This window comes from Mycobacterium bourgelatii, assembly GCF_010723575.1.
Lineage (GTDB): Bacteria > Actinomycetota > Actinomycetes > Mycobacteriales > Mycobacteriaceae > Mycobacterium > Mycobacterium bourgelatii.
In genome coordinates this window covers 3,508,617-3,531,020 of record NZ_BLKZ01000001.1, presented here as the reverse complement: position 1 = coordinate 3,531,020, position 22,404 = coordinate 3,508,617, and the positions used below count along the sequence as shown (strand labels likewise).

The following is a 22,404-nucleotide window of genomic DNA, read 5'->3' as shown; positions in this document are numbered from 1 at the left end:
ATGGCCAACCGCGAGTTAGCAATCGACTCAGGTGATCAGCGAGTAGCTGTTGGTCAGGTCGTCCTGTACGACGTACGCGGGACTCGAAATCGTGTCGACGCGCACCTCACTAGGTAGCACGCGGACGTGATAGGACCACCCGGTGGGCAATTTCAGCCGGTCGCCCAGCTTCCGCAGATCTTCCCGTGACAGCTCGGGGTCCGCGACCTGGCTCCAGGTTTGCATGATCCAGCGCTGGCCCTTGGGGTCTTGAAGTTCGTAGACCTCTTCGCCCGCGTTGTAGACGAAGACCGTGTGGCGGTTGACCTGATTGGGGACGTAAGGTGCGGGGTTCATGGACGACAACAGCACTGTCGCTTGCAGTTGCATGTCGATTCCGCCGAAGTTCTTGATGATCGCCGGGCCCTGGCGGTTCTTTTCGATCGCATTCATCAGCCAATAGCGCGGACCGTTGAGCAGAACCGCGGCGGCACCGTGTTCGGTCGCGAGCGCTTGCGCGTCGAGCGCGCTCCACAGTTCGGCCGGACAATCATTGAGCGGATAGCTGTTGTAGACGTTGGCCTGCGGACCGGCCTCGCCGGGGACTACCAAGAGGACTTCGCCATATCGCTGACCGGCTAAGTCGGCCACCTCGCTACGTGCATGTTTACCCGGCATTCGGGTGAAGGTAATCATCGCTGTCACCGCCGTCAACAGCGACGCGCGCAACGGCGCCGCGGTATCGGTTGCGTGCCGTCAGGGTGGCATGCAGGTCGTCCATCAGCGGATTGAGAAAGCTGGTGCGGTATTCCTCATCGCCGGCGGCGCGAGCGCTGATGTACATGAAGGTCAAGGCGCCCAGCACCAGGCACATGTGGATCAGCGAATGCGGCACCGGAACGGTAAACCCCAGGATCGTGGAGCTGGTCACCCCGGTGTGGGCCCATTCCTTCAGCAGATTGGCATCGAGCACGATCAGGCCGAGCATCAGATAGATCGCGCTGGTCAGGGCCGCCACGACCATGATCTGCGCCAGCTGCGAGACGGCCAGTACGAACACCACGTTGACGCGTTCGGCCCTGGTCAGCGCCGGCGTGTCCGACGGATCGGGCAACGGTTCAAAGGGTGTATCGGCAAGCAGCTCACTGTCTTTGGGCACCGACGCCGGTGACCGCAGCATCGGTCTCACCCGGTCCACGGTCGAGGAGACGACGAACGCGACGGCGATGCCGACCAGAAAGGCCAGTGCCAGCACCAGCCGCTCACCGCTGATCTTCGCCGCCATGAGCCAGACGTTGCCGTTGAAGAACACCAACGTGGTCAGCAGCACGACCGGCAGCGCCCGCACCGCCAGGGTGCCGATCGTCGCGAGATGCGACAACGTCATGCGTATCGCCCACCCGAGCACGGAACCGAGGCCACTGGCCGTCAGTAGCAGCATGATGAGCGCGGCCACAGCGGCCTGTGGCAGGTGTGCCACGCCGGCCTGTACGAGGATGACGGCCGCCACGACGGAGATTGCGACGGTCGCGGCGATGGCGCGCGCCCGGCCGGTCGGGAGCCGGGAGACCAGCCACCCAGCGAGGGTGATCGCTATCGGAGCGACCGCGATGACGGCCAGGATCACCCACTCGGAGGGTGACGGTGTCCCGACTATGTTCACGTCTTCGCCGCGGGTGATCAGATAGATCGGTATGCCCGAGCAATGCAGCATCGCGTAGGCCGCCAACACGGGCGCCGAACGGGACCACAGCCGTCGCCACCGGGCCCGCCTCGTCAGCACCGACGGCAGGCCGCGCTGCAGGAACCAGCTCTCGGCCGCGACGGTCGCCGCGTCGGGTCGGGCACGCCTGCGCTGCGGGGGAAGATCCATCGCGCCTCACCTTAGTGCCGTGACCAGCCCTGACGCGTCACACCGGGCCGTTCACGGCTCGGATCGTCGGCGGGCCTAGGCTTTACGCATGCAACGGATTATCGGTACGGAGGTCGAGTACGGCATTTCCTCGCCGTCGGACCCGACCGCCAACCCGATCCTTACCTCGACGCAGGCGGTCCTGGCCTACGCGGCGGCCGCCGGGATTCAGCGCGCCAAGCGCACGCGGTGGGACTACGAAGTGGAATCGCCGCTGCGCGACGCCCGTGGTTTCGATCTGAGCCGCTCGGCCGGACCGCCGCCGATCGTCGACGCCGACGAGGTCGGGGCCGCCAACATGATCCTCACCAATGGGGCGCGCCTTTACGTCGACCACGCCCACCCCGAATATTCCGCACCCGAATGCACCGATCCGCTGGACGCGGTGATCTGGGACAAGGCCGGCGAGCGCGTGATGGAGGCGGCCGCCCGGCACGTCGCCAGCGTTCCCGGGGCCGCCAAGCTGCAGCTCTACAAGAACAACGTCGACGGCAAGGGCGCTTCCTACGGGTCGCACGAGAACTATCTGATGTCGCGGCAGACGCCGTTCTCGGCGATCATCGTGGGTTTGACGCCGTTCCTGGTGTCCCGGCAGGTGGTGACGGGCTCCGGCCGCGTCGGCATCGGCCCTTCCGGCGACGAGCCGGGTTTCCAGCTGTCCCAGCGCTCCGACTACATCGAGGTCGAGGTCGGGCTGGAAACCACGCTCAAGCGCGGCATCATCAACACGCGCGACGAACCGCACGCCGACGCCGACAGATACCGCCGATTGCACGTCATCATCGGTGACGCCAACCTCGCCGAGACCTCGACTTACTTGAAGTTGGGCACCACCGCGTTGGTGCTCGATCTCATCGAGGAAGGTATCGATCTCACCGACCTGACGCTGGCCCGTCCGGTGCACGCGGTGCACACCATCAGCCGTGACCCGTCGCTGCGCGCGACGGTGGCCTTGGCCGACGGACGCGAACTCACCGGCCTTGCACTGCAACGGATCTACCTCGACCGGGTGGCCAAGCTCGTCGACAGCCGCGACCCGGACCCCCGGGCGTCTCACCTCGTGGAGACCTGGGCGCACGTGCTCGACCTGTTGGAGCGGGATCCGATGGAGTGCGCCGAGTTGCTGGACTGGCCGGCCAAACTGCGTCTGCTCGAAGGTTTCCGGCACCGCGAGAACCTGAGTTGGTCCGCACCCCGCCTGCACCTGGTCGATCTGCAGTATTCCGACGTCCGGCTGGACAAGGGGCTCTACAACCGCCTGGTGGCGCGCGGATCGATGAAGCGGCTCGTCACCGAGCACCAGGTGCTGGAGGCGGTCGACAATCCGCCAACGGATACCCGCGCATACTTCCGCGGTGAATGCCTGCGCCGCTTCGGCGCCGACATCGCCGCGGCCAGCTGGGATTCGGTGATTTTCGACCTGGGTGGTGACTCCCTGGTGCGCATCCCGACGCTCGAGCCGCTGCGCGGCAGCAAGGCGCACGTCGGAGAGTTGTTGGACTCGGTCGATAGTGCGGTGGAACTCGTGGAGCAGCTCACCAGCTAGCGAACGCGGACATCGGAACTAGGAGGAGCTTAGACCGACGAAACGTCGGTGCTGACCGGTACTGTAGGTAAAGACCAGCGGGCGTGTGGAATCACACGAGGCCTCTTGGAGGGCCGTTAACGAAGCAGGAGGCGGGCGATGGCTCAGGAGCAAACCAAACGTGGTGGTGGCGGTGGCGACGAAGAGGATCTCGCCGGCGCTTCTGCTGCAGGCCAGGAGCGTCGCGAGAAGCTGACCGAGGAAACCGACGACCTGCTCGATGAGATCGACGATGTCTTGGAGGAGAACGCCGAGGACTTCGTCCGCGCATACGTTCAAAAGGGCGGACAGTGACCTGGCCGTTGCCCGATCGCCTGTCCACCAAATCTGCACTCTTCGGATCACCGTCAGTAGACCTGTCGTCTTTCACTGACTTTCTGCGGCACCAAGCACCGGAATTGCTGCCCGCGAGCCTCAGCGCGGGATCCGTCGGCGACCAACTGCCGCACGGCACCACCATCGTGGCCCTGAAGTACCCCGGCGGTGTCGTCATCGCCGGCGACCGGCGCTCGACGCAGGGCAACATGATCGCCGGGCGCGACGTGCAGAAGGTCTACATCACCGACGAATACACGGCCACCGGCATCGCCGGCACCGCCGCGATAGCCGTCGAGTTCGCCCGCCTCTACGCGGTCGAACTCGAACACTACGAGAAGCTCGAAGGCGTACCGCTCACCTTTGCCGGCAAGGTCAACCGCCTGGCGATCATGGTGCGCGGCAACCTGGCCGCCGCCATGCAGGGCCTGGTCGCGCTGCCGCTGCTGGCCGGCTACGACATCCATGCTTCGGACCCGGAATCCGCGGGCCGCATCGTCTCATTCGACGCCGCCGGCGGGTGGAACATCGAAGAAGAGGGCTACCAATCGGTGGGCTCCGGGTCGATCTTCGCCAAGTCCTCGATGAAGAAGCTGTATTCCCGCGTCAGCGACGCCGATTCGGCGCTGCGGGTTGCCATCGAGGCGCTCTACGACGCCGCCGACGACGACTCCGCCACGGGCGGACCGGATTTGGTTCGCGGGATCTTTCCGACGGCGGTCCTCATCGACGCAGACGGAGCGGTTGACGTGCCGGAGAGCCGCATCGCCGGGCTGGCTCGCGAGATCATCGAAAGCCGTTCGCGCGCTGACACTTTCGGTCCCGACGGCGGTGAGAAGAAGTGAGCTTCCCATATTTCATCTCGCCCGAGCAGGCCATGCGCGAGCGCAGCGAGCTCGCGCGCAAAGGCATCGCCCGGGGCCGCAGTGTGGTGGCGCTGGCATACGCCGACGGTGTCCTGTTCGTCGCGGAGAACCCGTCGCGGTCATTGCAGAAGATCAGCGAAATCTACGACCGGGTGGGGTTTGCGGCCGCCGGGAAGTTCAACGAATTCGACAACCTGCGCCGCGGCGGGATTCAATTCGCCGACACCCGCGGCTACGCCTACGACCGCCGCGACGTCACCGGCCGGCAACTGGCCAACGTGTACGCCCAAACCCTCGGCACCATCTTCACCGAGCAGGCCAAGCCCTACGAGGTCGAGTTGTGCGTGGCAGAGGTCGCGCACTACGGCGAGACGAAAGCCCCCGAGCTCTACCGGATCACCTACGACGGGTCGATCGCCGACGAGCCGCACTACGTGGTGATGGGTGGCACCACGGAGCCGATCACCACCGCGCTCAAAGAGTCCTACACCGAGAACGCCGACCTGCCGCAGGCATTGCGGATCGCGCTCGACGCGCTTCGCGCGGGCAGCGCCGAATCGTCGACGAACGGCCAGGCCACCCTGAGTGTGACCAGCCTGGAGGTCGCGGTCCTGGACGCCAATCGGCCGCGGCGTGCGTTCAAGCGAATCCATCGCTCGAAGCTGGAAGCCCTGCTGGAGGAATCGAATACCGAAGATTCCAAAGAGGACGGCGACGCCGAGGGCGACGAATCCAAGGATTAGCGGGCGGGTTTCATCGCCAGTTGCGCGGTAGCAACGGTATGTCCGGCGTGCTGCTGAAGTCGTCGGTGGCCAACGTCGTCAAACCAGCGGCCTCTTCCTGCACGTCCTGAAGAACGGACCCGGCCGCGCCCAGTGCTCCGGCGCCGCCATCTGACGCCGCCACCGACACGGGCTCGTCGAGGTCGGGCGCGTCGTCCATATCCATGAATTCGTGGCCGTACTGGCGCTGCGTCATGTGCTTGCGCCGCCGACTACGCGCCTGGCGGCGGGCCGCGGCCCGGGCTTCCGCCGCGGCGGCCGCACTGTCGGGCTCGGGCGCCTTTCGCTGCGCCTTGGCGCTCGCGCTGGACGTCATCCCGGAACCGAACCCGATGCCCGGCGGCGCCAACGCGTAGGGCGGTACGAAGCTCGTTCCTGCGGCGGGTGGGCCCGCGGGTGCGGCACTGACGACGCCGGTAGCCGTCGACGGCGCGGGAGCCGAGGCCGGGGTCCCCGCCGGGGCGGAGGCGACGGTCGTGACAGCAGAAGTCATTCCGCCGGCCGGCCACGACTCGGGTCCGGCCGCGACAAGCGCCGGTGCGGGCGCGGCAACCGCTTGGGGCAGGCCGGCCAGCCCGGCCACCCCGGCGAACCCGCCCGCCGTCGCCGCCGGTGCCAGCATCGCTCCGCCGGCCGCGGCCACCAGCAGCGGTGATTGGGTTATCGCGGTACCCAACTGGGCGATGTGAGTGGGCCAGTCGAACACCGAGAGGGCAACGAAGTACTGCAGTGCCATTGCCGGGTTTTGCGTCATCTGCATCGAGTCACCGATGAGTTCCAGGCCCCGGGCCAGGTACCACATCGGCTGGGTGGCGTCCGCATAGGACTCGTAGCCGACACCATTGAGCAGGCCCGCTCCGGGGTCCCAATACACACCGAAGTTCTCCAGGACGTCGGCGATGAATTCGGTCGCGACGTTGGAAACCAACGGATTGCGAATGAGCGGGTTGATGCCGAGCTGGAGCAGATACGGTCTGAGCACCTCAAGCAATGCCCGCCCCGGATCCAACGACGCCGCGGGCTGCGCAAGAATCGGCGGCGCCGGCGCCGCTTCCGGCGTCGATGCAACCGCTACCTCCGTGGTGGCCTGGTAAACCCCCATGGTGGTGGCAGCCTGGATCCACATCCGCAGGTAATCGGCCTCGTTGAGCGCGATGGGGATCGCGTTGATGCCGAAGAAGTTTGTCGCCACCAGAGTTGCGTGAGCGGCGTGGTTGGCCGCCAGTTCGGCCAGCGTCGGCATGGCCGCCAGCGCGGCGGAATATGCCAGGGCCGCGATTCGGTGTTGTGCGGCCATCGCGGCACTGTTGGCGCTGGCCTGCAGCAACCATGCCGTGAACGGCGCGTGCGCGGCTGCAAAAGATTCCGAACCAGAACCATCCCATTGGCCCGGGTGTACCGCGGCCACCAGGGCATTCACCTCTTCGGCCGCCGCGGCGTACTCGAGGCTCAGCGACTCCCACGCCGCTGCGGCTGCCAGTAGCGGCCCGGGGCCCGGCCCCTGGCTCAGCAGCGCGGAGTGGACCTCCGGCGGCGCGGCCATCCATATCGCCGCGGTCACCAGTCACCTGCCCCTGTCACGGACGACCTCACCCAGCTATGGATCTGCAATTGTTTCGCCGAGCCTAACTTTCAGATTCGGCCTGCGACACACCGGGTGATGGTGGTCCGAAATAGGTGCTGGTCAAGCGATCGCGGCCGGACGAGCCCACCGGGCCGGGTCACGGTCCAGCCACGCGCGCCGCGGGTTGCCGACCGCCACCGTCAAACAGCAAGTACGCTCGATGTGTGCAGCGACGAATCATGGGCATCGAAACGGAATTCGGTGTCACCTGCACGTTCCACGGGCATCGTCGCCTGTCCCCGGATGAGGTAGCCCGCTACCTGTTCCGCCGGGTGGTCTCGTGGGGCCGCAGTTCCAACGTCTTCTTGCGTAACGGCGCGCGCCTGTACCTCGATGTGGGCAGCCACCCCGAGTACGCCACCGCCGAATGCGACAGCCTGGTGCAGCTGGTCACCCACGACCGCGCCGGCGAGTGGGTGCTCGAAGACCTGCTGGTCGACGCCGAGCAGCGACTTGCCGACGAAGGCATCGGCGGCGACATCTACCTGTTCAAGAACAACACCGACTCGGCGGGCAACTCCTACGGCTGCCACGAGAATTACCTGATCGTGCGCGCCGGCGAATTCTCCCGGATCTCCGACGTGCTGCTGCCGTTCCTGGTCACCCGCCAGTTGATCTGCGGTGCCGGCAAGGTGCTGCAGACGCCCAAGGCGGCCACATTCTGCCTGTCCCAACGCGCCGAGCACATATGGGAAGGCGTCTCCAGCGCGACGACGCGCTCACGCCCGATCATCAACACCCGCGACGAGCCGCACGCCGACGCCGAGAAGTACCGCCGCCTGCACGTGATCGTCGGCGACTCCAACATGTGCGAGACCACCACCATGCTCAAGGTGGGCACGGCCGCGCTGGTGCTGGAAATGATCGAATCGGGTGTAGCGTTCCGTGATTTCTCGCTGGACAACCCCATCCGCGCCATCCGGGAAGTCAGCCATGACGTCACCGGCCGGCGGCCCGTGCGGCTGGCCGGCGGCCGTCAGGCCAGCGCACTGGACATCCAGCGGGAGTACTACGCCCGCGCCGTCGAGCACCTGCAGACGCGGGAACCCAACGCCCAGATCGAGCAGGTTGTCGACCTCTGGGGTCGCCAACTCGACGCCGTGGAGAGTCAGGACTTCGCCAAGGTCGACACCGAGATCGACTGGGTGATCAAGCGCAAGCTGTTCCAGCGCTACCAGGACCGCTACAACATGGAGCTGTCCGACCCCAAGATCGCGCAGCTGGACTTGGCGTACCACGACATCAAACGCGGTCGTGGCGTCTTCGATCTGCTGCAGCGCAAGGGCCTCGCGTCGCGCGTCACCACTGACGAGGAGATCGCCGAGGCCGTCGAGCGTCCGCCCCAGACCACCCGCGCCCGGCTGCGCGGCGAGTTCATCAGCGCCGCCCAGGCGGCCGGGCGCGACTTCACGGTCGACTGGGTGCACCTGAAGCTCAATGACCAGGCACAGCGCACCGTGCTGTGCAAGGACCCGTTCCGGGCGGTCGACGAACGGGTCAAGCGGCTGATCGCGAGCATGTAACCGCGAACCCCGATGCCCACTTCGAAAGTCGAACGGCTGGTCAACCTCGTCATTGCCCTGCTGTCCACCCGCGGGTACATCACCGCCGAAAAGATCAGAAACAGCGTGGCGGGTTACTCCGAGAGCCCCAGCCATGAAGCGTTCTCCCGGATGTTCGAGCGGGACAAGAACGAACTGCGCGACCTCGGTATCCCGCTCGAGGTCGGCAGGGTGTCGGCGACGGACCCCACCGAGGGCTACCGCATCAACCGCGAGGCCTACGCGCTGCCACCGGTCGAGCTGACCCCCGACGAGGTGGCCGCGGTGGCGGTGGCCACCCAGTTGTGGGAATCGCCCGAACTGATCACCGCGACGCACGGTGCGCTGCTGAAGTTGCGTGCCGCGGGCGTGGATGTCGACCCCGAGGCGCCGGTGGAGATCGCCTCGCCGGTCAGCCAGCCGGGGTTGCGCGGGTCGGAGAAGGTGCTCGGAATCCTGTTGTCGGCCATCGATTCCCGGCAGGCGGTGCAGTTCCCCCATCGATCGTCACGCAGTGAGCCCTACACCACCCGCACGGTCGAACCGTGGGGCGTCATCACCGAAAAGGGCCGCTGGTACCTCGTCGGGCACGACCGCGACCGTGGCGCCACCCGCACGTTCCGGCTGTCCCGCATCGGCGCCGAGGTGACCCCGATCGGCTCCCCGGGAGCGGTGACCGTGCCCGAGGGGGTGGACCTGCGCCAGATCGTGGCCGAGGCGATCGCTGAGGCGCCGACTGGTGTGCAGGCCACGGTGTGGGTGGCCGACGGGCGCGGTACCGCCCTGCGGCGCGCTGGACGGTCCCTGGGACCTCGCGAATTGGCCGGCCGCGCCGGAGAGGTGATCGAACTCGAGCTCAGCGCCAGCGACCGGGTGGCACGCGAAATCACCGGCTACGGGGCCGACGCGATCGTGCTGGAACCGCAGTCGCTGCGCGAGGACGTGCTGGCCCGGTTGCGCGCCCAGGCGGGTGAGCCGACATGACCCCCATCTCGACGCGCCTGGTGCGGCTGCTCAACATGGTGCCGTACTTCCAAGCCAACCCGCGGATCACCAAGGCCGAGGCCGCCAAAGACCTCGGGGTCACACCCAAGCAGTTGGAGCAAGACCTCAACCAGCTGTGGATGTGTGGGCTGCCTGGCTACTACCCGGGGGACCTCATCGATTTCTCGTTCTCCGGCGACACCATCGAGGTGACTTTTTCGGCGGGCATGGACCGGCCGTTGAAGTTGACGTCACCCGAGGCGACGGGACTGCTGGTCGCGCTGCGGGCGCTGGCGGACATTCCCGGTGTGGTCGATCCGCAGGCGGCGCGCAGTGCCATCGCCAAGATCGCGGCGGCAGCGGGTGCCGCTGGCTCCGCAGGCCAGGGGGGCACCGTGGGCGCCGTCGACGAACCGGCGCCCGTCGAAAACCGGGCCACGGCCGCGGTGCGTACCGCCGTACACGAGAAACGCGCGCTGACCATCGATTACTACGCCGCGTCGCGCGACACGCTGACCACCCGCACGGTCGATCCCATCCGGGTGCTCCTGATCGGTGGCCAGAGCTATCTGGAGGCGTGGTCGCGGGAGGCGGACGGCGTGCGGTTGTTCCGGTTCGACCGCATCGTTGACGCCACCGTGCTGGACGAACCGGCCGCGCCCCCTGAACCCGCGCTGCAGGCGCCGCCGGACACGTCGTTGTTCGACGGCGACCCGTCGCTGCCGTCGGCAACTTTGCGCCTCGCGCCGTCGGTGACCTGGATGTTCGAGTACTACCCGATGCGGGAGTTACAGGAACTGCCCGACGGCTCCTGCGAGGTGGAGATGACCTATGCCTCCGAGGAGTGGATGACCCGGCTGGTGCTGGGCTTTGGGTCGGCCGTGCAGGTCCTGGCGCCGGAATCGCTGGCCCAGCGAGTACGTGGTGCCGCGATCGGGGCCCTCGACGCCTACCAGGCCGCTGACCTGGCCTGATATTGCTTGATCGGGCGGCGCGCGCCGTCGGCGGCGCTCGCTTGGCCGGGAGCGGTCCCCATCCTGCGGTAGCATCGGGTGGACGTCTGGAGGTAATTGAAGTGGGCAGTCTTCAACCGTGGCACTGGCTGATCCTCGCTGTGGTGGTGATCGTGCTGTTCGGTGCCAAGCGGCTCCCCGACGCGGCGCGCTCGTTGGGCAAGTCGCTACGAATCTTTAAGTCCGAGGTCCGTGAGCTGCAGAGCGAGAACAAAGCGGAGTCCTCGACCGACAACCCGACGCCGGTTCAGTCGCAGCGTGTCGACCCCCCAGCCGCGGCTGACCAGGGTCACACCGAGGCGCGCCCGGCCTAGCCGGCGTCTACCCCCGCGGTGGGTGTCAAGGCCTCAGCGCGCGCCTCAGCTTTATTCAAACGGCTCAACCCTCGAAACAGGCGCAGCCGCGTCAATCCTGACGGGACGATGTCCCTGGTCGATCATCTGACCGAACTACGTACCCGATTGCTCATCTCGCTGGCTGCGATCGTCGTCACCACGGCCTTCGGCTTCATTTGGTACTCGCACTCGATCTTCGGGCTGGAAAGCCTGGGCGAGTGGCTGCGGCAGCCCTACTGTTCGCTGCCCGCGTCGGCGCGGGCGAATATCAGCTCGGACGGGGAGTGCCGGCTGCTGGCCACCGCGCCGTTCGACCAGTTCATGCTGCGCCTCAAGGTCGGCATGACGGCCGGGATCGTGCTGGCCTGCCCGGTGTGGTTCTACGAGATTTGGGCGTTCATCACGCCGGGGCTCTATAAGAAGGAACGCCGCTTCGCCATCGCGTTCGTGATCCCCGCGGCGATCCTGTTCATTGCCGGTGCCCTGCTGGCCTACCTGGTGCTGTCCAAGGCGTTGGGTTTCTTGTTGACGGTCGGCAGCGACGTGCAGGTGACGGCGCTGTCCGGTGACCGGTACTTCGGGTTCTTGATCAATCTGCTGGTGGTGTTCGGGGTCAGTTTCGAGTTTCCGCTGCTGATCGTGATGCTCAACCTCGCGGGCGTTCTGCCGTATGAGCGGCTCAAGGCGTGGCGGCGCGGGCTGATCTTCACGATGTTCTTGTTCGCGGCGATCTTCACACCCGGCTCCGATCCGTTCTCGATGACCGCGCTGGGGCTGGCGCTGACCGTGCTGCTGGAGTTCGCCATCCAGATCGCCCGGGTGCACGACAAGCGCAAAGCCAAGCGCGAGGCCGCTGCCGAGCTACCCGATGACCAAGCGTCGGTCATCGACCCGCCCTCGCCGGTGCCGGCCCCATCGGTGATCGGCGGTTCCCATGACGACGTCACCTAGTCTTTCTCCCCGCGAGCGCGCGTGTGTGTACGCCGACGCGCCGTCTAGCGCGTACATTTGCGCACCCTCGCGAGCCATGACATGACCGATCTGCCCGAGTTGGCCCGCTTCGCCGCCGAGTTGCCCTTCAAACTCGACGACTTCCAACAGCGTGGCTGCGCGGCACTGGAACGCGGCCACGGGGTATTGGTCTGCGCACCCACCGGGGCCGGGAAGACCGTCGTCGGCGAATTCGCCGTGCACCTGGCGTTGGCCTCCGGCGGCAAGTGCTTCTACACCGCGCCGCTGAAGGCGCTGAGCAACCAGAAACACACCGACCTGACCGTTCGCTATGGCAAGGACAAGATCGGCCTGTTGACCGGCGACCTCTCGGTCAACTCCGACGCACCCGTGGTGGTGATGACCACCGAAGTGCTGCGCAACATGCTGTACGCGGATTCTTCCGCGCTGCAAGGCCTTTCGTATGTGGTGATGGACGAGGTGCACTTCCTCGCGGATCGGATGCGCGGCCCGGTCTGGGAAGAGGTCATCCTGCATCTGCCCGACGAGGTGCGGGTGGTCAGCTTGTCCGCGACGGTGAGCAACGCCGAGGAATTCGGCGGGTGGATCCAGACGGTGCGCGGCGACACGACGGTGGTGGTCGACGAACACCGCCCGGTGCCGCTGTGGCAGCACGTCCTGGTGGGCAAGCGACTCTTCGACCTGTTCGACTACCGGTCCGACAGCCCGGCTGCCGCCCCCTCCAACAAGGACAAGCCGCACGTCAACGCCGATCTGACGCGGCACATCGCGCATCGCCGCGAGGCCGACCGGATGGTGGACTGGCAGCCACGCCGCGGCAGAGGCGGGCAACGCCAAGGCGGCCGCCCGCGCTTCTACCGACCTCCCAGCCGGCCGGACGTAATCGGGATCCTCGACTCCGAAGGCCTGTTGCCCGCGATCACCTTCGTGTTCTCCCGCGCCGGTTGCGATGCGGCCGTTCAGCAGTGCCTGCGCTCGCCGCTGCGGCTGACCACCGAGCAAGAGCGTGCGCAGATCGCGGAGGTGATCGACCACCGCTGCGGCGACCTCGCCGAGTCAGATCTCGCGGTGCTGGGCTACTACGAGTTTCGCGAAGGGCTGCTGCGCGGCCTGGCCGCCCACCACGCCGGGATGCTGCCGGTGTTCCGGCACACCGTCGAGGAACTGTTCTCCGCCGGCCTGGTCAAAGCGGTGTTCGCCACGGAAACCCTGGCCCTGGGCATCAACATGCCGGCCCGCACGGTAGTGCTCGAGCGGCTGGTGAAATTCAACGGCGAGCAGCACGTGCCGCTGACGCCGGGGGAGTACACCCAGTTGACCGGGCGTGCCGGACGGCGCGGAATCGATATCGAGGGTCACGCGGTGGTGCTGTGGCACCCAGACGTAGAGCCATCGGAAGTGGCTGGGCTGGCTTCCACCCGCACGTTCCCGCTGCGCAGTTCATTCGCGCCGTCGTACAACATGACAATCAACCTCGTGCAGCGGCTGGACCCCGAGGAGGCACACCGGCTGCTGGAACAGTCTTTCGCCCAGTACCAAGCCGACCGTTCGGTCGTCGGACTGGTCCGCGGAATCGAGCGTGGCAAGCGGATGCTCGACGAAATCGCGGCCGAACTCGGCGGCCACGAGGCGTTGATTCTCGAATACGCACGGATCCGCGCCCGCATTTCCGACCTCGAGAAGTCGCAGGCCCGCGCGTCGCGGCTGCATCGCCGGCAAGCGGCCAGCGATGCGCTGGCGGCGTTGCGTCGAGGCGACATCATCAACATCACCCACGGCCGCCGCGGCGGACTCGCCGTCGTCCTCGAATCCGCCCGCGACAGCGAGGACCCGAGGCCGTTGGTGCTCACCGAACACCGCTGGGCCGGACGGATCTCGTCGGCCGACTATTCGGGTGCGAACCCGCCGGTCGGGTCGATGACGCTGCCCAAGCGAGTGGAACACCGTCAGCCGCGGGTGCGACGCGACTTGGCCTCGGCGCTGCGTTCGGCGGCGGAAGGGCTGGCGGTTCCCAAACGTCGCCGCTCGCAGGAGGATGCGGTTCACGATCCGGAGCTGGCGTCGCTACGCGCGCAATTGCGCAGTCACCCTTCTCATTCCGCGCCCGACCTGGACAACAAGATCCGCCAGGCGGAGCGTTATCTGCGCATCGAGCGGGACAACGCCCAGCTGGAGAAAAAGGTGGCCGCCGCCACCAACTCGCTGGCCCGCACGTTCGACCGGATCGTCGGGCTGCTCACCGAGCGCGAGTTCATCTCGGGGCCGACCGACGACCCGAAGGTGACCGACGACGGCCGGTTGCTGGCCCGGATCTACAGCGAGAGCGACCTGCTGGTGGCCGAATGCCTGCGAACTGGCGCGTGGGCAGGCCTGAAACCGCCCGAACTGGCGGGTGTGGTGTCGGCGGTGTTGTACGAGTCGCGTGGTGCCGACGGCCCGCGTGCCGCGTTCGGGACGGACGTGCCCACGCCACGTCTGCGCCAGGCGCTGTCCCAGACGGCGAGGCTGTCCTACGAGCTGCGCGCCGACGAACAGGCTCATCGGATCAGCCAGAGTCGCGAACCCGACGACGGTTTCGTCCAGGTCGTCTATCGCTGGGCCCGCACCGGTGACTTGGCCGCGGCGTTGGCCGCCGCCGACGCCTCGGGCACCGGTTCGCCCATGTCAGCGGGAGACTTTGTACGCTGGTGCCGGCAGGTTCTCGACCTGCTGGACCAAGTTCGCAACGCTGCCCCGGACCCCGAGGTTCGGGCCGCGGCCAAGCGAGCGATCAACGACATTCGGCGCGGCGTCGTCGCAGTTGACGCCGGGTAGGCTGGGCCGGAGCTACGGTTACATCCCGAGTGGGTTTTGGAGCCGGACGAAGAAGGACTGAGGAGAGACGGATGAGCGGACCACAGGACCCGCGGCAGTGGCAGCCGCAAGGCCAGGGTGGGGACTATTCCTCGGACGCGACCCAGGCGGCAGGGTCCCCGTGGCAGCAGCAGCCCTCCCAAGACGCGACATGGCACGCCCCGGCCTACACCCCGACCGAGTACCCGCAATACCAACAGCCCGAGCAGGCGTACCCGCAGCAGTACCCGGCAGCGCCCGCCTACGGGCAACCGTCCGACTTGGGCTCGCAGGCCACCCAGTACGGCGCGACCCCGCAGTACGGCCAGTACGGCCAGCCGCAGCAGACACCGCAATACGGCCAGCCCCCGCAGTACGGCCAGCCGGCTCAACCCGGCCAGTACGGTCAACCCGGGCAGCCTGGTCAGTACCCCGGGCAGTACGGGCCGCAGCAGACGGGTCCCAAGCGTTCAAAGGGGCTCATCTTCGGCTTGGTTGGCGGCGGTGTCGGACTGCTCCTCCTCGTCATCCTGATCCTCGGCTTCTGGGAGCCCGGCTTCTTCGTCACGACCAAGCTGGACATCGACAAGGCGAACGCCGGTGTGCAGCAGATACTTTCCGACGAGACCAACGGCTACGGGGCCAAGAACGTCAAAGACGTGAAGTGCAACAACGGCACCGACCCGACCGTCAAGAAGGGCGCCACCTTCGACTGCACCGTCAGCATCGACGGTGCGTCCAAGCACGTGACGGTGACCTTCCAGGACGACAAGGGCACTTACGAGGTCGGTCGGCCCCAGTAAGACCTGGGTCAGTCAGTCCAGCGCGTCTAGCGCTTTCTGCAGCCTGCCGATCGAGGATCCGACGCCGTACTGGGTTGCCAGTTCGGCGGTGCGCTTCGGGTCGGCGGCATGCAACGGCAGGGCGTCCGTGGGCGTTGACAGCGTGACCGGAGCGTCGGTCGCCACCCGCACGACCTTGTCGGCCGCCTCGATATAGTCCAGCGCGCCAAGCAGTTTCGACCGCAGGCCCTTGGCCATTTTGGATTTCGGGTCCTGGGCGGCCGCGATGATCTGCTCCAGCGAGCCGTGCTGAGCCAGCAGGGTGGCGGCGGTCTTTTCGCCGACGCCGGGTACGCCGGGCAGGCCGTCGGAGGGATCGCCTCGCATCAGCGCGAATTCGGCGTACGCGGGTCCGGCCCTGTCGACCGGCACTCCGTATTTCTCGGCGACGTCCTGGGGTCCCCACAGGGTCGCCTTGGACAAGCCGCTGCCAAGGTAGAGCACCCGCACCTGCACCGGCTCGTCCGCGACCACCTGCAGCAGGTCGCGGTCCCCGCTGACCACCACCACCGGGTCTTTGCGTTCCTGCGCCACCAGGGTGCCCAGCACGTCGTCGGCCTCGAAACCCTCTGCGCCCGCGGTCGGGATGCCGAAGGCGTCCAGCAGTTCCATGATCATGTCGACCTGCGGGGTCAGGTCGTCGGGCACTTCTTCGATGTCGGGTTGCCCCTCGGGTTCTTCTTCGGCGACCCGATGTGCCTTATAGGACGGGATCAGGTCCACCCGGAACTGGGGCCGCCAGTCCAGGTCCAGACATACTGCCAGGCGGCAGGGTTTCTGCTGGCTGATCACGGTTGCCATCGCGTCGATGAAACCGCGCACGGCGTTGACCGGTCGGCCGTCCGGTGCGGTGATCGAGGATGGCACTCCGAAGTACGAGCGGAACCACATGCTGGCGCCGTCGAGCAGCACAAGGGGTGCGGGCATGCGGGCTATCTTGTCACGGCGCGCTGTCGGCACCGCACGTCGAGTTGGTGGGCGCGATCGGGGCGCGGTTAGCCTGACTGGCATGAGTTCTGGCCGATTCGACGCCGACGTATACGCCCGCCGGTTGAGCGCGGCGGCAGCCGCGACCACCAGCGCGGGGCTCGCCGGGCTGGTGATCACCCCCGGCTACGACCTGCGCTACCTCATCGGTTCACGCGCCGAGACGTTTGAACGACTGACCGCGCTGGTGCTGCCTGCTGCCGGTGCGCCGACGGTCGTCTTGCCGCGGTTGGAGCTCGCGTCGATGAAGGAATCTGTTGCGGCGGACCTCGGGCTGGACGTGCGGGACTGGGTCGACGGCGACGACCCGTACCGGTTGGTGGCCGACGCCCTGGGCGGTACTCCGGCGGCGACCGCAGTCACCGATTCCATGCCGGCGTTGCATCTGTTGCCGCTGGCTCGTGTGCTGGGCGTGATGCCGGTATTGGCCACCGACATCCTGCGCGAACTGCGGATGGTCAAGGAAGAGGCCGAGATTGACGCACTGCGCAAGGCCGGCGCGGCTATCGACAGGGTGCACGCCCGAGTGCCTGAGTTCCTGGTGCCGGGCCGCACCGAGGCCGACGTCGCTGCCGACATCTCGAAAGCGATTGTCGCCGAAGGCCACTCCGATGTCGCTTTCGTCATCGTCGGGTCCGGGCCGCATGGGGCAGACCCGCATCACGGGTACTCCGACCGTGAGCTACAAGTGGGGGACATCGTGGTCGTCGACATCGGCGGCACCTATGGGCCGGGATACCACTCCGACTCTACCCGCACGTACAGCATCGGAGAGCCCAGTGCTGAAGTGGCTGAACAGTATTCGATATTGCGGCGAGCGCAGCGTGTGGCGTTTGACTTTGTGCGTCCGGGTGTGACGGCCGAGCAGGTGGACGCCGCCGCGCGTGACGTACTTGCCGAAGCCGGGCTAGCCGATTACTTCGTCCACCGCACCGGGCACGGTATCGGACTGTGCGTGCATGAGGAGCCCTACATCGTCGCTGGCAACAAGTTGCCGTTGAAGCCAGGCATGGCGTTTTCCATAGAGCCCGGCATCTACTTCCCGGGGCGTTGGGGCGCACGGATCGAGGACATCGTGATCGTGACCGAAGACGGAGCGTTGTCGGTCAACAACCGGCCGCACGAATTGATTGTGGTGCCCGTTTCTTAGTCAAGATTGTTGCTGCAGGCCAGGAACCAGGCGAGGTGGTAGTTGGCGACGGTCCTGTCGCCGGCCACCAGCGCATCGATCGCGGCCAGCAGCTGCAAGTTGCCGACATCTTGTGGGTCGACGCGATCGGGATAGCCGTCGAGAATCTTGGTGCTGACGGTTGTGATGTGCTCGTGGAGTAGATCGATTTCCGAGTCCAGAACCCCCGTACCGGCAGAAGTCGCTTTGGCCAGGGTGTGCGCGAGCCGGGGGAGACCGTCCCGCCATTGAGTCGCGTTGCTGAGTTCCCAGCCGAGCTCGTCGATTTCGGGTGCTTGTCGTGGTCGGGTGGAGGTTGGGGGCGGTTCGTTGTCCTCGGGTACGTGGTGGACCGGGGTGTACTTGGCGACGTCATTGACCTCGCCGAGCATGGCCTCCAAGTTGCCGCGGCGCCGTTGGGGTGGCAGGAGCGTGACTGTAGCCGGGAGCGCTATCCCGGGCGGGATCCAGCCGCTGGATAGGTCGGTGGCCAAGACGGTCGTGTTGTCGGCCCGTTCTCCCGCCGCCCATGCGAGGCGCGGTTGCTGGCGGGCCACCGACGCGACAAGGCGCTCAAGGCGTTGTCTTGCAACCATTTTCGCTGATGCTGCTCCAGCCGCTGTCCCTGTGGCGGTGGCGACGGCAGCTTCGGTTGCGATGTTCGGAGGTGGTGCCGACTTGGTCGGCGGGGGACTGTGGCGCACGACGGACGGCTGGTTTGCGTTGGATTGTCCCGACGACGGGTGGACGGGTGCCGAGGTCGGCGCCGCAGGTGGTGGTGACGGGCTGGGGGGTGGTGACGAGATGGTGGTGACGGGTGGTCGTATGTCTGAGCCGTACGACGGTAACGGGCCGGTTGGTGTCGCGGTCGGCGGGATGGGGTTCGCGGGTGCGATGGGGCCCGCGACCATCTGTGTTTGGAGATCTGGTGGGGGTAGGTGCTGAATTGGTTGAGAAACATCGAAGGACGGGTGAGGTTGTACGCCTAGTGCTGACGATGAAGTGGGTGGCACGCATGACTCCGTAGAGGCTATTGCTGCCGACGGAATTCCATGGGCGCCTGGAGGGAACGCACCGCTGGACCCCATGCTTTTGTTGAAGCTCTGCGCAAGTTCTGTGGGAGCGACGGATGGGAGCGCTTCGATCTGCGGTAGGTGCCCCGCTGCTGTACTGGCAAGGTTTGACTTCACCTGCGGCAGAGGGACATTGGAAGCGCCAAACAAACCAAGCGCAGGGACAGGAGCGAGCTGGGACGCTGGCGGTGCTGTTCTGGTCTCTGCTCGGACCGCTGGTGATGCGGGGACATGGGTTGGCATTCGTTGGGCACCCCCAGCTACGCCCATTGCCATACCTGGACAACTTGGGCCAGGTGACGGACGAGGTTCGAACTGCGGTGTTGCTGGCTTGAAGTATTGAGGCACCCCCATTGCCGTACCAGGCTCACTGGCACCGGCGTGTATTCCGGTTGGGGGAGCGGCGAATTCGGGTGGCTTGGCATTTGTCCCAATTCCCATAGCTGAGCCCGGTTTGCTGAGGACACTTTGTACCTGATCTGCTAGAGAACTCTCGTCGTTAGAACCTCTGAACACGCGTCCGACGTCCAGACCATAGGTTTGAGCGAATCCGCGTGCCGACTCACCCTTTCCGTCCTCGTCGAGTATCCGCTGCATCGCTTCTAGAACATTGCTGCCGCACTTAGCGGCCGCCAAATTGGCTAGGGCCCGGAAGTTGTGGATTGCAGCAACTATCTGTGTCGTCTTCGCCGACAGGGGCTGTTCGGAGGACTCGATGGCTTGAATTTGTTGATTGCCTTCTTCGGCCAAACCTGTCAGGTCGTGCCGGAGTCCCACGACACTTTCATAGGCCGTAGCGTACGCATTCGCCTTGACAATGTTCCTTGCCACCGCGAGCTGAGCGTGGTGTATTCCTCGCTCGAAAGCATCGCGTAAATTTTGCGCCGTATGACCCTGCTGTTCAACAAGTGGACCTAGCTGGGCATTACGCAGTATTCCTGCGAAATTAGCAAATCTTGCTTGGATTTTTGCGCGGCTAATCTTAGCACTCTCAACTACTAGCAAGTCGTTGTCATCAGGCCATTGATCGCCAACAAGCAAGAAGGACCACTTTCCAGGAGGAAAGTCATTCATTTGCAGATCGATTGAATAGTCAGAGTAGCTTCGTCACCCGCACGCAGCGACGGGTCAACTTCAGGACTCCCATGCCCATTCAAATAATCAACTGTGAGGCTTTGAAACACATCAACGAGTTTACGCACAGCTGTAGCCAACTCAGCAGGGGCGGCTGGTTGCTCCGAAAGCGTAGTTTGCAGGTGGACGCTGCCAGCGAGGAGTGCTTGCTGGCCCGTGACAGCGACCAAGAGTTGTTGGTTGGGGTCGTCGCCGTGGTCGCGCGCAAAATTGCTACGAACTGCTTGATGGACATTCGCGAACGCGGCGCACACCTTGGCTTTCGCATCGGTTATCTGTCGATCCGTGTAAGCCGGCGCTGTTGAAGTAGAGGCAGTACTTGTGGCACTGGGAGGGCGGACCCAGGAACCGATGGCCACACTAACCGCGATGAGCGAGATGACCAGGGCAGCGTAAGCAGGCCACGGAACCTTAGCCTTGTAGCCATTTGGTGCCACAGGTGATGGCTGTGGTGCTGTGGTTGCGGTGGGAGGAGGCACATTTGACACTGGCCGATCGTATCGCTTATCGCCAGATACGGTAGTCACCCCTATGCGGCGCATTTAGTACCGGTTGATAATCACCATGCGAATAGGCATAGGTGTAATGCTGCCGCAACAAATCCTGATTTGTAGGACAACAAATCGCGTCAAGCATCCAACCAAACGTATTTTACGATTGACGCCGGCAGGTAACATTCATCGTCTTGTTCGGGAAACCTTGTTTCATTTCACGGGGACTCATTCGACAGTTTCGGCGCGCCGCATACCGTCCCCCAAAACGATGCGCCTAGTCGCAACCGGCTTACCGTCAACATGCTTGATCACGGCAGGCGCTGGCGGAGGCGTGGTAATGCGCCCCTGCACAGGCGCGCCGTTCTTCACCGAGGGGGCAACGATGCGCTTGGTCTCCGGCTTAGCCTCGTTGCCCGTACCGCTGGCACCGTGCATGGCTCCCGGCGGCATCATGGGCATCGCTCCCATGCCGCCGCGAGCTGCTGGTGCAGTCTCGGGTGTGCTCGGAGCCACCGGTGTTCCTGCGTGCGATGACGCCGGAACGGTTCCTGCCGACGGCGTAGGCGGCGGGCCAAGCATCGCCGTTGGAGTCGTGAAGCTCGGGCCGGCGCCGCTGCCGCCATCGCCGCCGCCGGTGCCACCTCTGCCTCCGAATTCACCTCCGCCGCTTGTGAATTCGTCCTCACCTTCGTCTGGGCCAATGCTTTCTGCGCCAGACCCAGCCCCATGTTCCAGCATGCCCATGCCCATCTGCATGGCCTGCTGGCCGGCCTGGGCGAGTTGCTGAGGTATCTGGCTCAGCGGTTGCAATACACCGCCTAATGCCCCGGCGATCGCACCCGCGATGCCCGAGGCCATCTGCGGCATTTGCTGAAGCATCTGTGCCGCCTGGCCGGAGTCTCCGATGCCGGCTAACTGAGTGGCTGCGTCCTCCTCATTGGCCGGAAACTTTGCCAGCGCGTCAGCCGTCTTAGCGGCTCGTTCGTCATGCCCTAATTCGGCATCCTCATTGTCGGCAGGGTCGCCGGCGTTGGCAGCGGCGCCCAGCGCTCTGAGCAGCTGGCTGATGGGTGAGGTTCCCGTCGCAAGCTCATCCGATGTGATCACTGGTGGCCGCGGTATCCCGAGCAGCTGTGAGAGTTGATCGAGAAGGATCCTTACCTCGTCGCCTCCGCTCATTGAGCCCACCTGCCGAGGCGGACCACGGCATGAGGTGCCCGCAAACGCCAGTCAGTGGATTTAGGCATTCGGAGATGCTATCGCCAATCAGCGAATCGGGTTAGTCAGGTTTGCTGGATCACCCGCTGGCCTGCACTCCGCGGTGCCCAGGGGCGGTCGCAATCCTTCTCGCATCCTTGCTAGCAATGCGGCAAACACCTGTTTGATGGAACTGACGCGCCACCAGTGACGCGTGCCTGCGACACGCCACCAGCTACGCGTCGCGGGCAGCCAGACCAGGATGGCGTTGACAACAGGCGACACGAAGGACAACAAGACAATGACTGGCATGTTGGGTGCTTCAAGCAAGATCTGACCGTCGTCTCCCGCGCCAACCAGAACGAACCAGTGGTGCATCTCGATGGTGGCCGCCCAGCCGATGATGGTGTGCTGAATTATTACGGCACCTCCAGCGACGACGAGCCAGCGGCCAACTGACACTCGCGCTAACACACAGATGGCGCCGATGAGGAGGATGACCGTCGCGACCCCTGACATTCCGGTCTCCAGCCGTAGCCACGCGCAGAAATATTCAAAGCTCATGGTGTAGTGCTGGAATCCATCGAACATCTCAGAGTACGTGGCCGCCTCATTCGCCAATTTGACTCCACGCCAAACCTGATAGACGCCGCTCAACAGCGCCAGGATACTGGCGGTAACGGCGAGTGCCGTTGCTTGAAAAGTCGGTTTCGCTTGCATAACTAAGCCTTTCGTCTTGCAGAGGTAGAGGGCGGAACGCGTGACTGAG

General features: G+C 65.4%; 22 protein-coding genes. 14 read left to right on the top strand and 8 right to left on the bottom strand.

Annotation, left to right across the window (positions count from 1 at the left end; all coding sequences use genetic code 11):
• Positions 1–27 precede the first annotated feature (27 nt).
• Complete coding sequence (locus G6N68_RS15350; protein ID WP_163713773.1) at positions 28–657, bottom strand: hypothetical protein; 630 nt, start codon at positions 655–657, stop codon at positions 28–30.
• On the bottom strand, positions 647–1,852 hold the full coding sequence (locus G6N68_RS15345) for a hypothetical protein (RefSeq protein WP_163713770.1): 1,206 nt from the start codon (positions 1,850–1,852) through the stop codon (positions 647–649). The genes G6N68_RS15350 and G6N68_RS15345 overlap by 11 nt, the downstream gene beginning before the upstream one ends.
• Before the next feature lie 88 nt (positions 1,853–1,940).
• On the opposite strand from G6N68_RS15345, the gene dop reads away from it, so the two are divergent.
• The 4 genes from dop (at position 1,941) to prcA (ending at position 5,400) form a co-directional block, all read left to right on the top strand.
• Positions 1,941–3,437, top strand: coding sequence for a pup deamidase/depupylase (gene dop / locus G6N68_RS15340; RefSeq protein ID WP_163713767.1), 1,497 nt, complete (start codon positions 1,941–1,943; stop codon positions 3,435–3,437).
• A gap of 138 nt (positions 3,438–3,575) precedes the next feature.
• On the top strand, positions 3,576–3,770 hold the full coding sequence (locus G6N68_RS15335) for a ubiquitin-like protein Pup (RefSeq protein ID WP_069420324.1): 195 nt from the start codon (positions 3,576–3,578) through the stop codon (positions 3,768–3,770).
• Positions 3,767–4,636, top strand: coding sequence for a proteasome subunit beta (prcB, locus tag G6N68_RS15330; RefSeq protein ID WP_163713765.1), 870 nt, complete (start codon positions 3,767–3,769; stop codon positions 4,634–4,636). Before G6N68_RS15335 ends, prcB begins: the two co-directional genes overlap by 4 nt.
• Complete coding sequence (gene prcA, locus G6N68_RS15325; RefSeq protein ID WP_163713762.1) at positions 4,633–5,400, top strand: proteasome subunit alpha; 768 nt, start codon at positions 4,633–4,635, stop codon at positions 5,398–5,400. Before prcB ends, prcA begins: the two co-directional genes overlap by 4 nt.
• 10 nt (positions 5,401–5,410) lie before the next feature.
• Here the strand turns inward: prcA and G6N68_RS15320 are convergent, their stop codons facing one another.
• A complete protein-coding gene (locus G6N68_RS15320; protein ID WP_163713759.1) occupies positions 5,411–7,000 on the bottom strand; it encodes a PPE domain-containing protein in 1,590 nt (529 codons plus the stop codon).
• A 227-nt stretch (positions 7,001–7,227) separates the two neighbouring features.
• On the opposite strand from G6N68_RS15320, the gene pafA reads away from it, so the two are divergent.
• The 7 genes from pafA to G6N68_RS15285 all read left to right on the top strand — a co-directional run bounded on the left by pafA (position 7,228) and on the right by G6N68_RS15285 (position 15,543).
• Positions 7,228–8,586: a Pup--protein ligase gene (gene pafA / locus G6N68_RS15315; protein ID WP_205351345.1), complete on the top strand. Its 1,359-nt coding sequence runs from the start codon at positions 7,228–7,230 to the stop codon at positions 8,584–8,586.
• Between the two features lie 12 nt (positions 8,587–8,598).
• Entirely contained in the window at positions 8,599–9,588 is a 990-nt protein-coding gene (locus tag G6N68_RS15310) for a helix-turn-helix transcriptional regulator (RefSeq protein WP_163713756.1), read from the top strand.
• On the top strand, positions 9,585–10,562 hold the full coding sequence (locus G6N68_RS15305) for a helix-turn-helix transcriptional regulator (RefSeq protein ID WP_163713752.1): 978 nt from the start codon (positions 9,585–9,587) through the stop codon (positions 10,560–10,562). Before G6N68_RS15310 ends, G6N68_RS15305 begins: the two co-directional genes overlap by 4 nt.
• A gap of 101 nt (positions 10,563–10,663) precedes the next feature.
• Positions 10,664–10,915, top strand: a complete 252-nt coding sequence (gene tatA / locus G6N68_RS15300) for a Sec-independent protein translocase subunit TatA (protein ID WP_163713749.1) — start codon at positions 10,664–10,666, stop codon at positions 10,913–10,915.
• A 108-nt stretch (positions 10,916–11,023) separates the two neighbouring features.
• Positions 11,024–11,887, top strand: coding sequence for a twin-arginine translocase subunit TatC (gene tatC, locus G6N68_RS15295; protein WP_240355488.1), 864 nt, complete (start codon positions 11,024–11,026; stop codon positions 11,885–11,887).
• 81 nt (positions 11,888–11,968) lie between these two features.
• Positions 11,969–14,722: a DEAD/DEAH box helicase gene (locus G6N68_RS15290; RefSeq protein ID WP_163713743.1), complete on the top strand. Its 2,754-nt coding sequence runs from the start codon at positions 11,969–11,971 to the stop codon at positions 14,720–14,722.
• Positions 14,723–14,793: 71 nt separating this feature from the next.
• Positions 14,794–15,543 (top strand): DUF4333 domain-containing protein, encoded by a 750-nt coding sequence (locus tag G6N68_RS15285; RefSeq protein WP_163713740.1) that lies wholly within the window; start codon positions 14,794–14,796, stop codon positions 15,541–15,543.
• A gap of 12 nt (positions 15,544–15,555) precedes the next feature.
• Here the strand turns inward: G6N68_RS15285 and G6N68_RS15280 are convergent, their stop codons facing one another.
• Positions 15,556–16,509, bottom strand: a complete 954-nt coding sequence (locus G6N68_RS15280) for a 5'-3' exonuclease (RefSeq protein ID WP_163713737.1) — start codon at positions 16,507–16,509, stop codon at positions 15,556–15,558.
• Positions 16,510–16,591: 82 nt separating this feature from the next.
• Between G6N68_RS15280 and G6N68_RS15275 the strand changes: the two genes are divergently transcribed.
• Positions 16,592–17,719: a M24 family metallopeptidase gene (locus G6N68_RS15275; protein ID WP_163713734.1), complete on the top strand. Its 1,128-nt coding sequence runs from the start codon at positions 16,592–16,594 to the stop codon at positions 17,717–17,719.
• Here G6N68_RS15275 and G6N68_RS15270 read toward each other — a convergent pair.
• Positions 17,716–18,333 (bottom strand): DUF5631 domain-containing protein, encoded by a 618-nt coding sequence (locus G6N68_RS15270; protein ID WP_163713732.1) that lies wholly within the window; start codon positions 18,331–18,333, stop codon positions 17,716–17,718. The two genes, G6N68_RS15275 and G6N68_RS15270, sit on opposite strands and share 4 nt — an antisense overlap.
• A gap of 37 nt (positions 18,334–18,370) precedes the next feature.
• Here G6N68_RS15270 and G6N68_RS15265 point away from each other — a divergent pair, with 37 nt between their 5' ends.
• Positions 18,371–18,682, top strand: coding sequence for a hypothetical protein (locus G6N68_RS15265; RefSeq protein WP_163713729.1), 312 nt, complete (start codon positions 18,371–18,373; stop codon positions 18,680–18,682).
• A 184-nt stretch (positions 18,683–18,866) separates the two neighbouring features.
• Entirely contained in the window at positions 18,867–19,145 is a 279-nt protein-coding gene (locus tag G6N68_RS15260; protein ID WP_163713726.1) for a hypothetical protein, read from the top strand.
• A gap of 735 nt (positions 19,146–19,880) precedes the next feature.
• On the opposite strand, the gene G6N68_RS15255 is transcribed toward G6N68_RS15260, so the two are convergent.
• The 3 genes from G6N68_RS15255 to G6N68_RS15245 all read right to left on the bottom strand — a co-directional run bounded on the left by G6N68_RS15255 (position 19,881) and on the right by G6N68_RS15245 (position 22,355).
• Positions 19,881–20,432 carry a hypothetical protein gene (locus G6N68_RS15255; RefSeq protein ID WP_163713723.1) on the bottom strand — a complete coding sequence of 184 codons (552 nt, stop codon included), beginning with the start codon at positions 20,430–20,432 and terminating at the stop codon, positions 19,881–19,883.
• 231 nt (positions 20,433–20,663) lie between these two features.
• Positions 20,664–21,617 carry a hypothetical protein gene (locus G6N68_RS15250; protein ID WP_240355487.1) on the bottom strand — a complete coding sequence of 318 codons (954 nt, stop codon included), beginning with the start codon at positions 21,615–21,617 and terminating at the stop codon, positions 20,664–20,666.
• Between the two features lie 87 nt (positions 21,618–21,704).
• On the bottom strand, positions 21,705–22,355 hold the full coding sequence (locus G6N68_RS15245) for a hypothetical protein (RefSeq protein WP_163713720.1): 651 nt from the start codon (positions 22,353–22,355) through the stop codon (positions 21,705–21,707).
• Positions 22,356–22,404: the final 49 nt, after the last annotated feature.

Excerpts from the sequence above, each read along its gene's own strand:
- G6N68_RS15350 (WP_163713773.1), bottom strand. The coding sequence starts at position 657 with ATGCCGGGTAAACATGCACGTAGCGAGGTGGCCGACTTAGCCGGTCAG.
- G6N68_RS15345 (WP_163713770.1), bottom strand. The coding sequence starts at position 1,852 with ATGGATCTTCCCCCGCAGCGCAGGCGTGCCCGACCCGACGCGGCGACC.
- dop (WP_163713767.1), top strand. The coding sequence starts at position 1,941 with ATGCAACGGATTATCGGTACGGAGGTCGAGTACGGCATTTCCTCGCCG.
- G6N68_RS15335 (WP_069420324.1), top strand. The coding sequence starts at position 3,576 with ATGGCTCAGGAGCAAACCAAACGTGGTGGTGGCGGTGGCGACGAAGAG.
- G6N68_RS15310 (WP_163713756.1), top strand. The coding sequence starts at position 8,599 with ATGCCCACTTCGAAAGTCGAACGGCTGGTCAACCTCGTCATTGCCCTG.
- G6N68_RS15305 (WP_163713752.1), top strand. The coding sequence starts at position 9,585 with ATGACCCCCATCTCGACGCGCCTGGTGCGGCTGCTCAACATGGTGCCG.
- tatC (WP_240355488.1), top strand. The coding sequence starts at position 11,024 with ATGTCCCTGGTCGATCATCTGACCGAACTACGTACCCGATTGCTCATC.
- G6N68_RS15290 (WP_163713743.1), top strand. The coding sequence starts at position 11,969 with ATGACCGATCTGCCCGAGTTGGCCCGCTTCGCCGCCGAGTTGCCCTTC.
- G6N68_RS15285 (WP_163713740.1), top strand. The coding sequence starts at position 14,794 with ATGAGCGGACCACAGGACCCGCGGCAGTGGCAGCCGCAAGGCCAGGGT.
- G6N68_RS15280 (WP_163713737.1), bottom strand. The coding sequence starts at position 16,509 with ATGCCCGCACCCCTTGTGCTGCTCGACGGCGCCAGCATGTGGTTCCGC.
- G6N68_RS15275 (WP_163713734.1), top strand. The coding sequence starts at position 16,592 with ATGAGTTCTGGCCGATTCGACGCCGACGTATACGCCCGCCGGTTGAGC.
- G6N68_RS15270 (WP_163713732.1), bottom strand. The coding sequence starts at position 18,333 with ATGGTTGCAAGACAACGCCTTGAGCGCCTTGTCGCGTCGGTGGCCCGC.
- G6N68_RS15260 (WP_163713726.1), top strand. The coding sequence starts at position 18,867 with ATGGGAGCGCTTCGATCTGCGGTAGGTGCCCCGCTGCTGTACTGGCAA.
- G6N68_RS15250 (WP_240355487.1), bottom strand. The coding sequence starts at position 21,617 with ATGAGCGGAGGCGACGAGGTAAGGATCCTTCTCGATCAACTCTCACAG.
- G6N68_RS15245 (WP_163713720.1), bottom strand. The coding sequence starts at position 22,355 with ATGCAAGCGAAACCGACTTTTCAAGCAACGGCACTCGCCGTTACCGCC.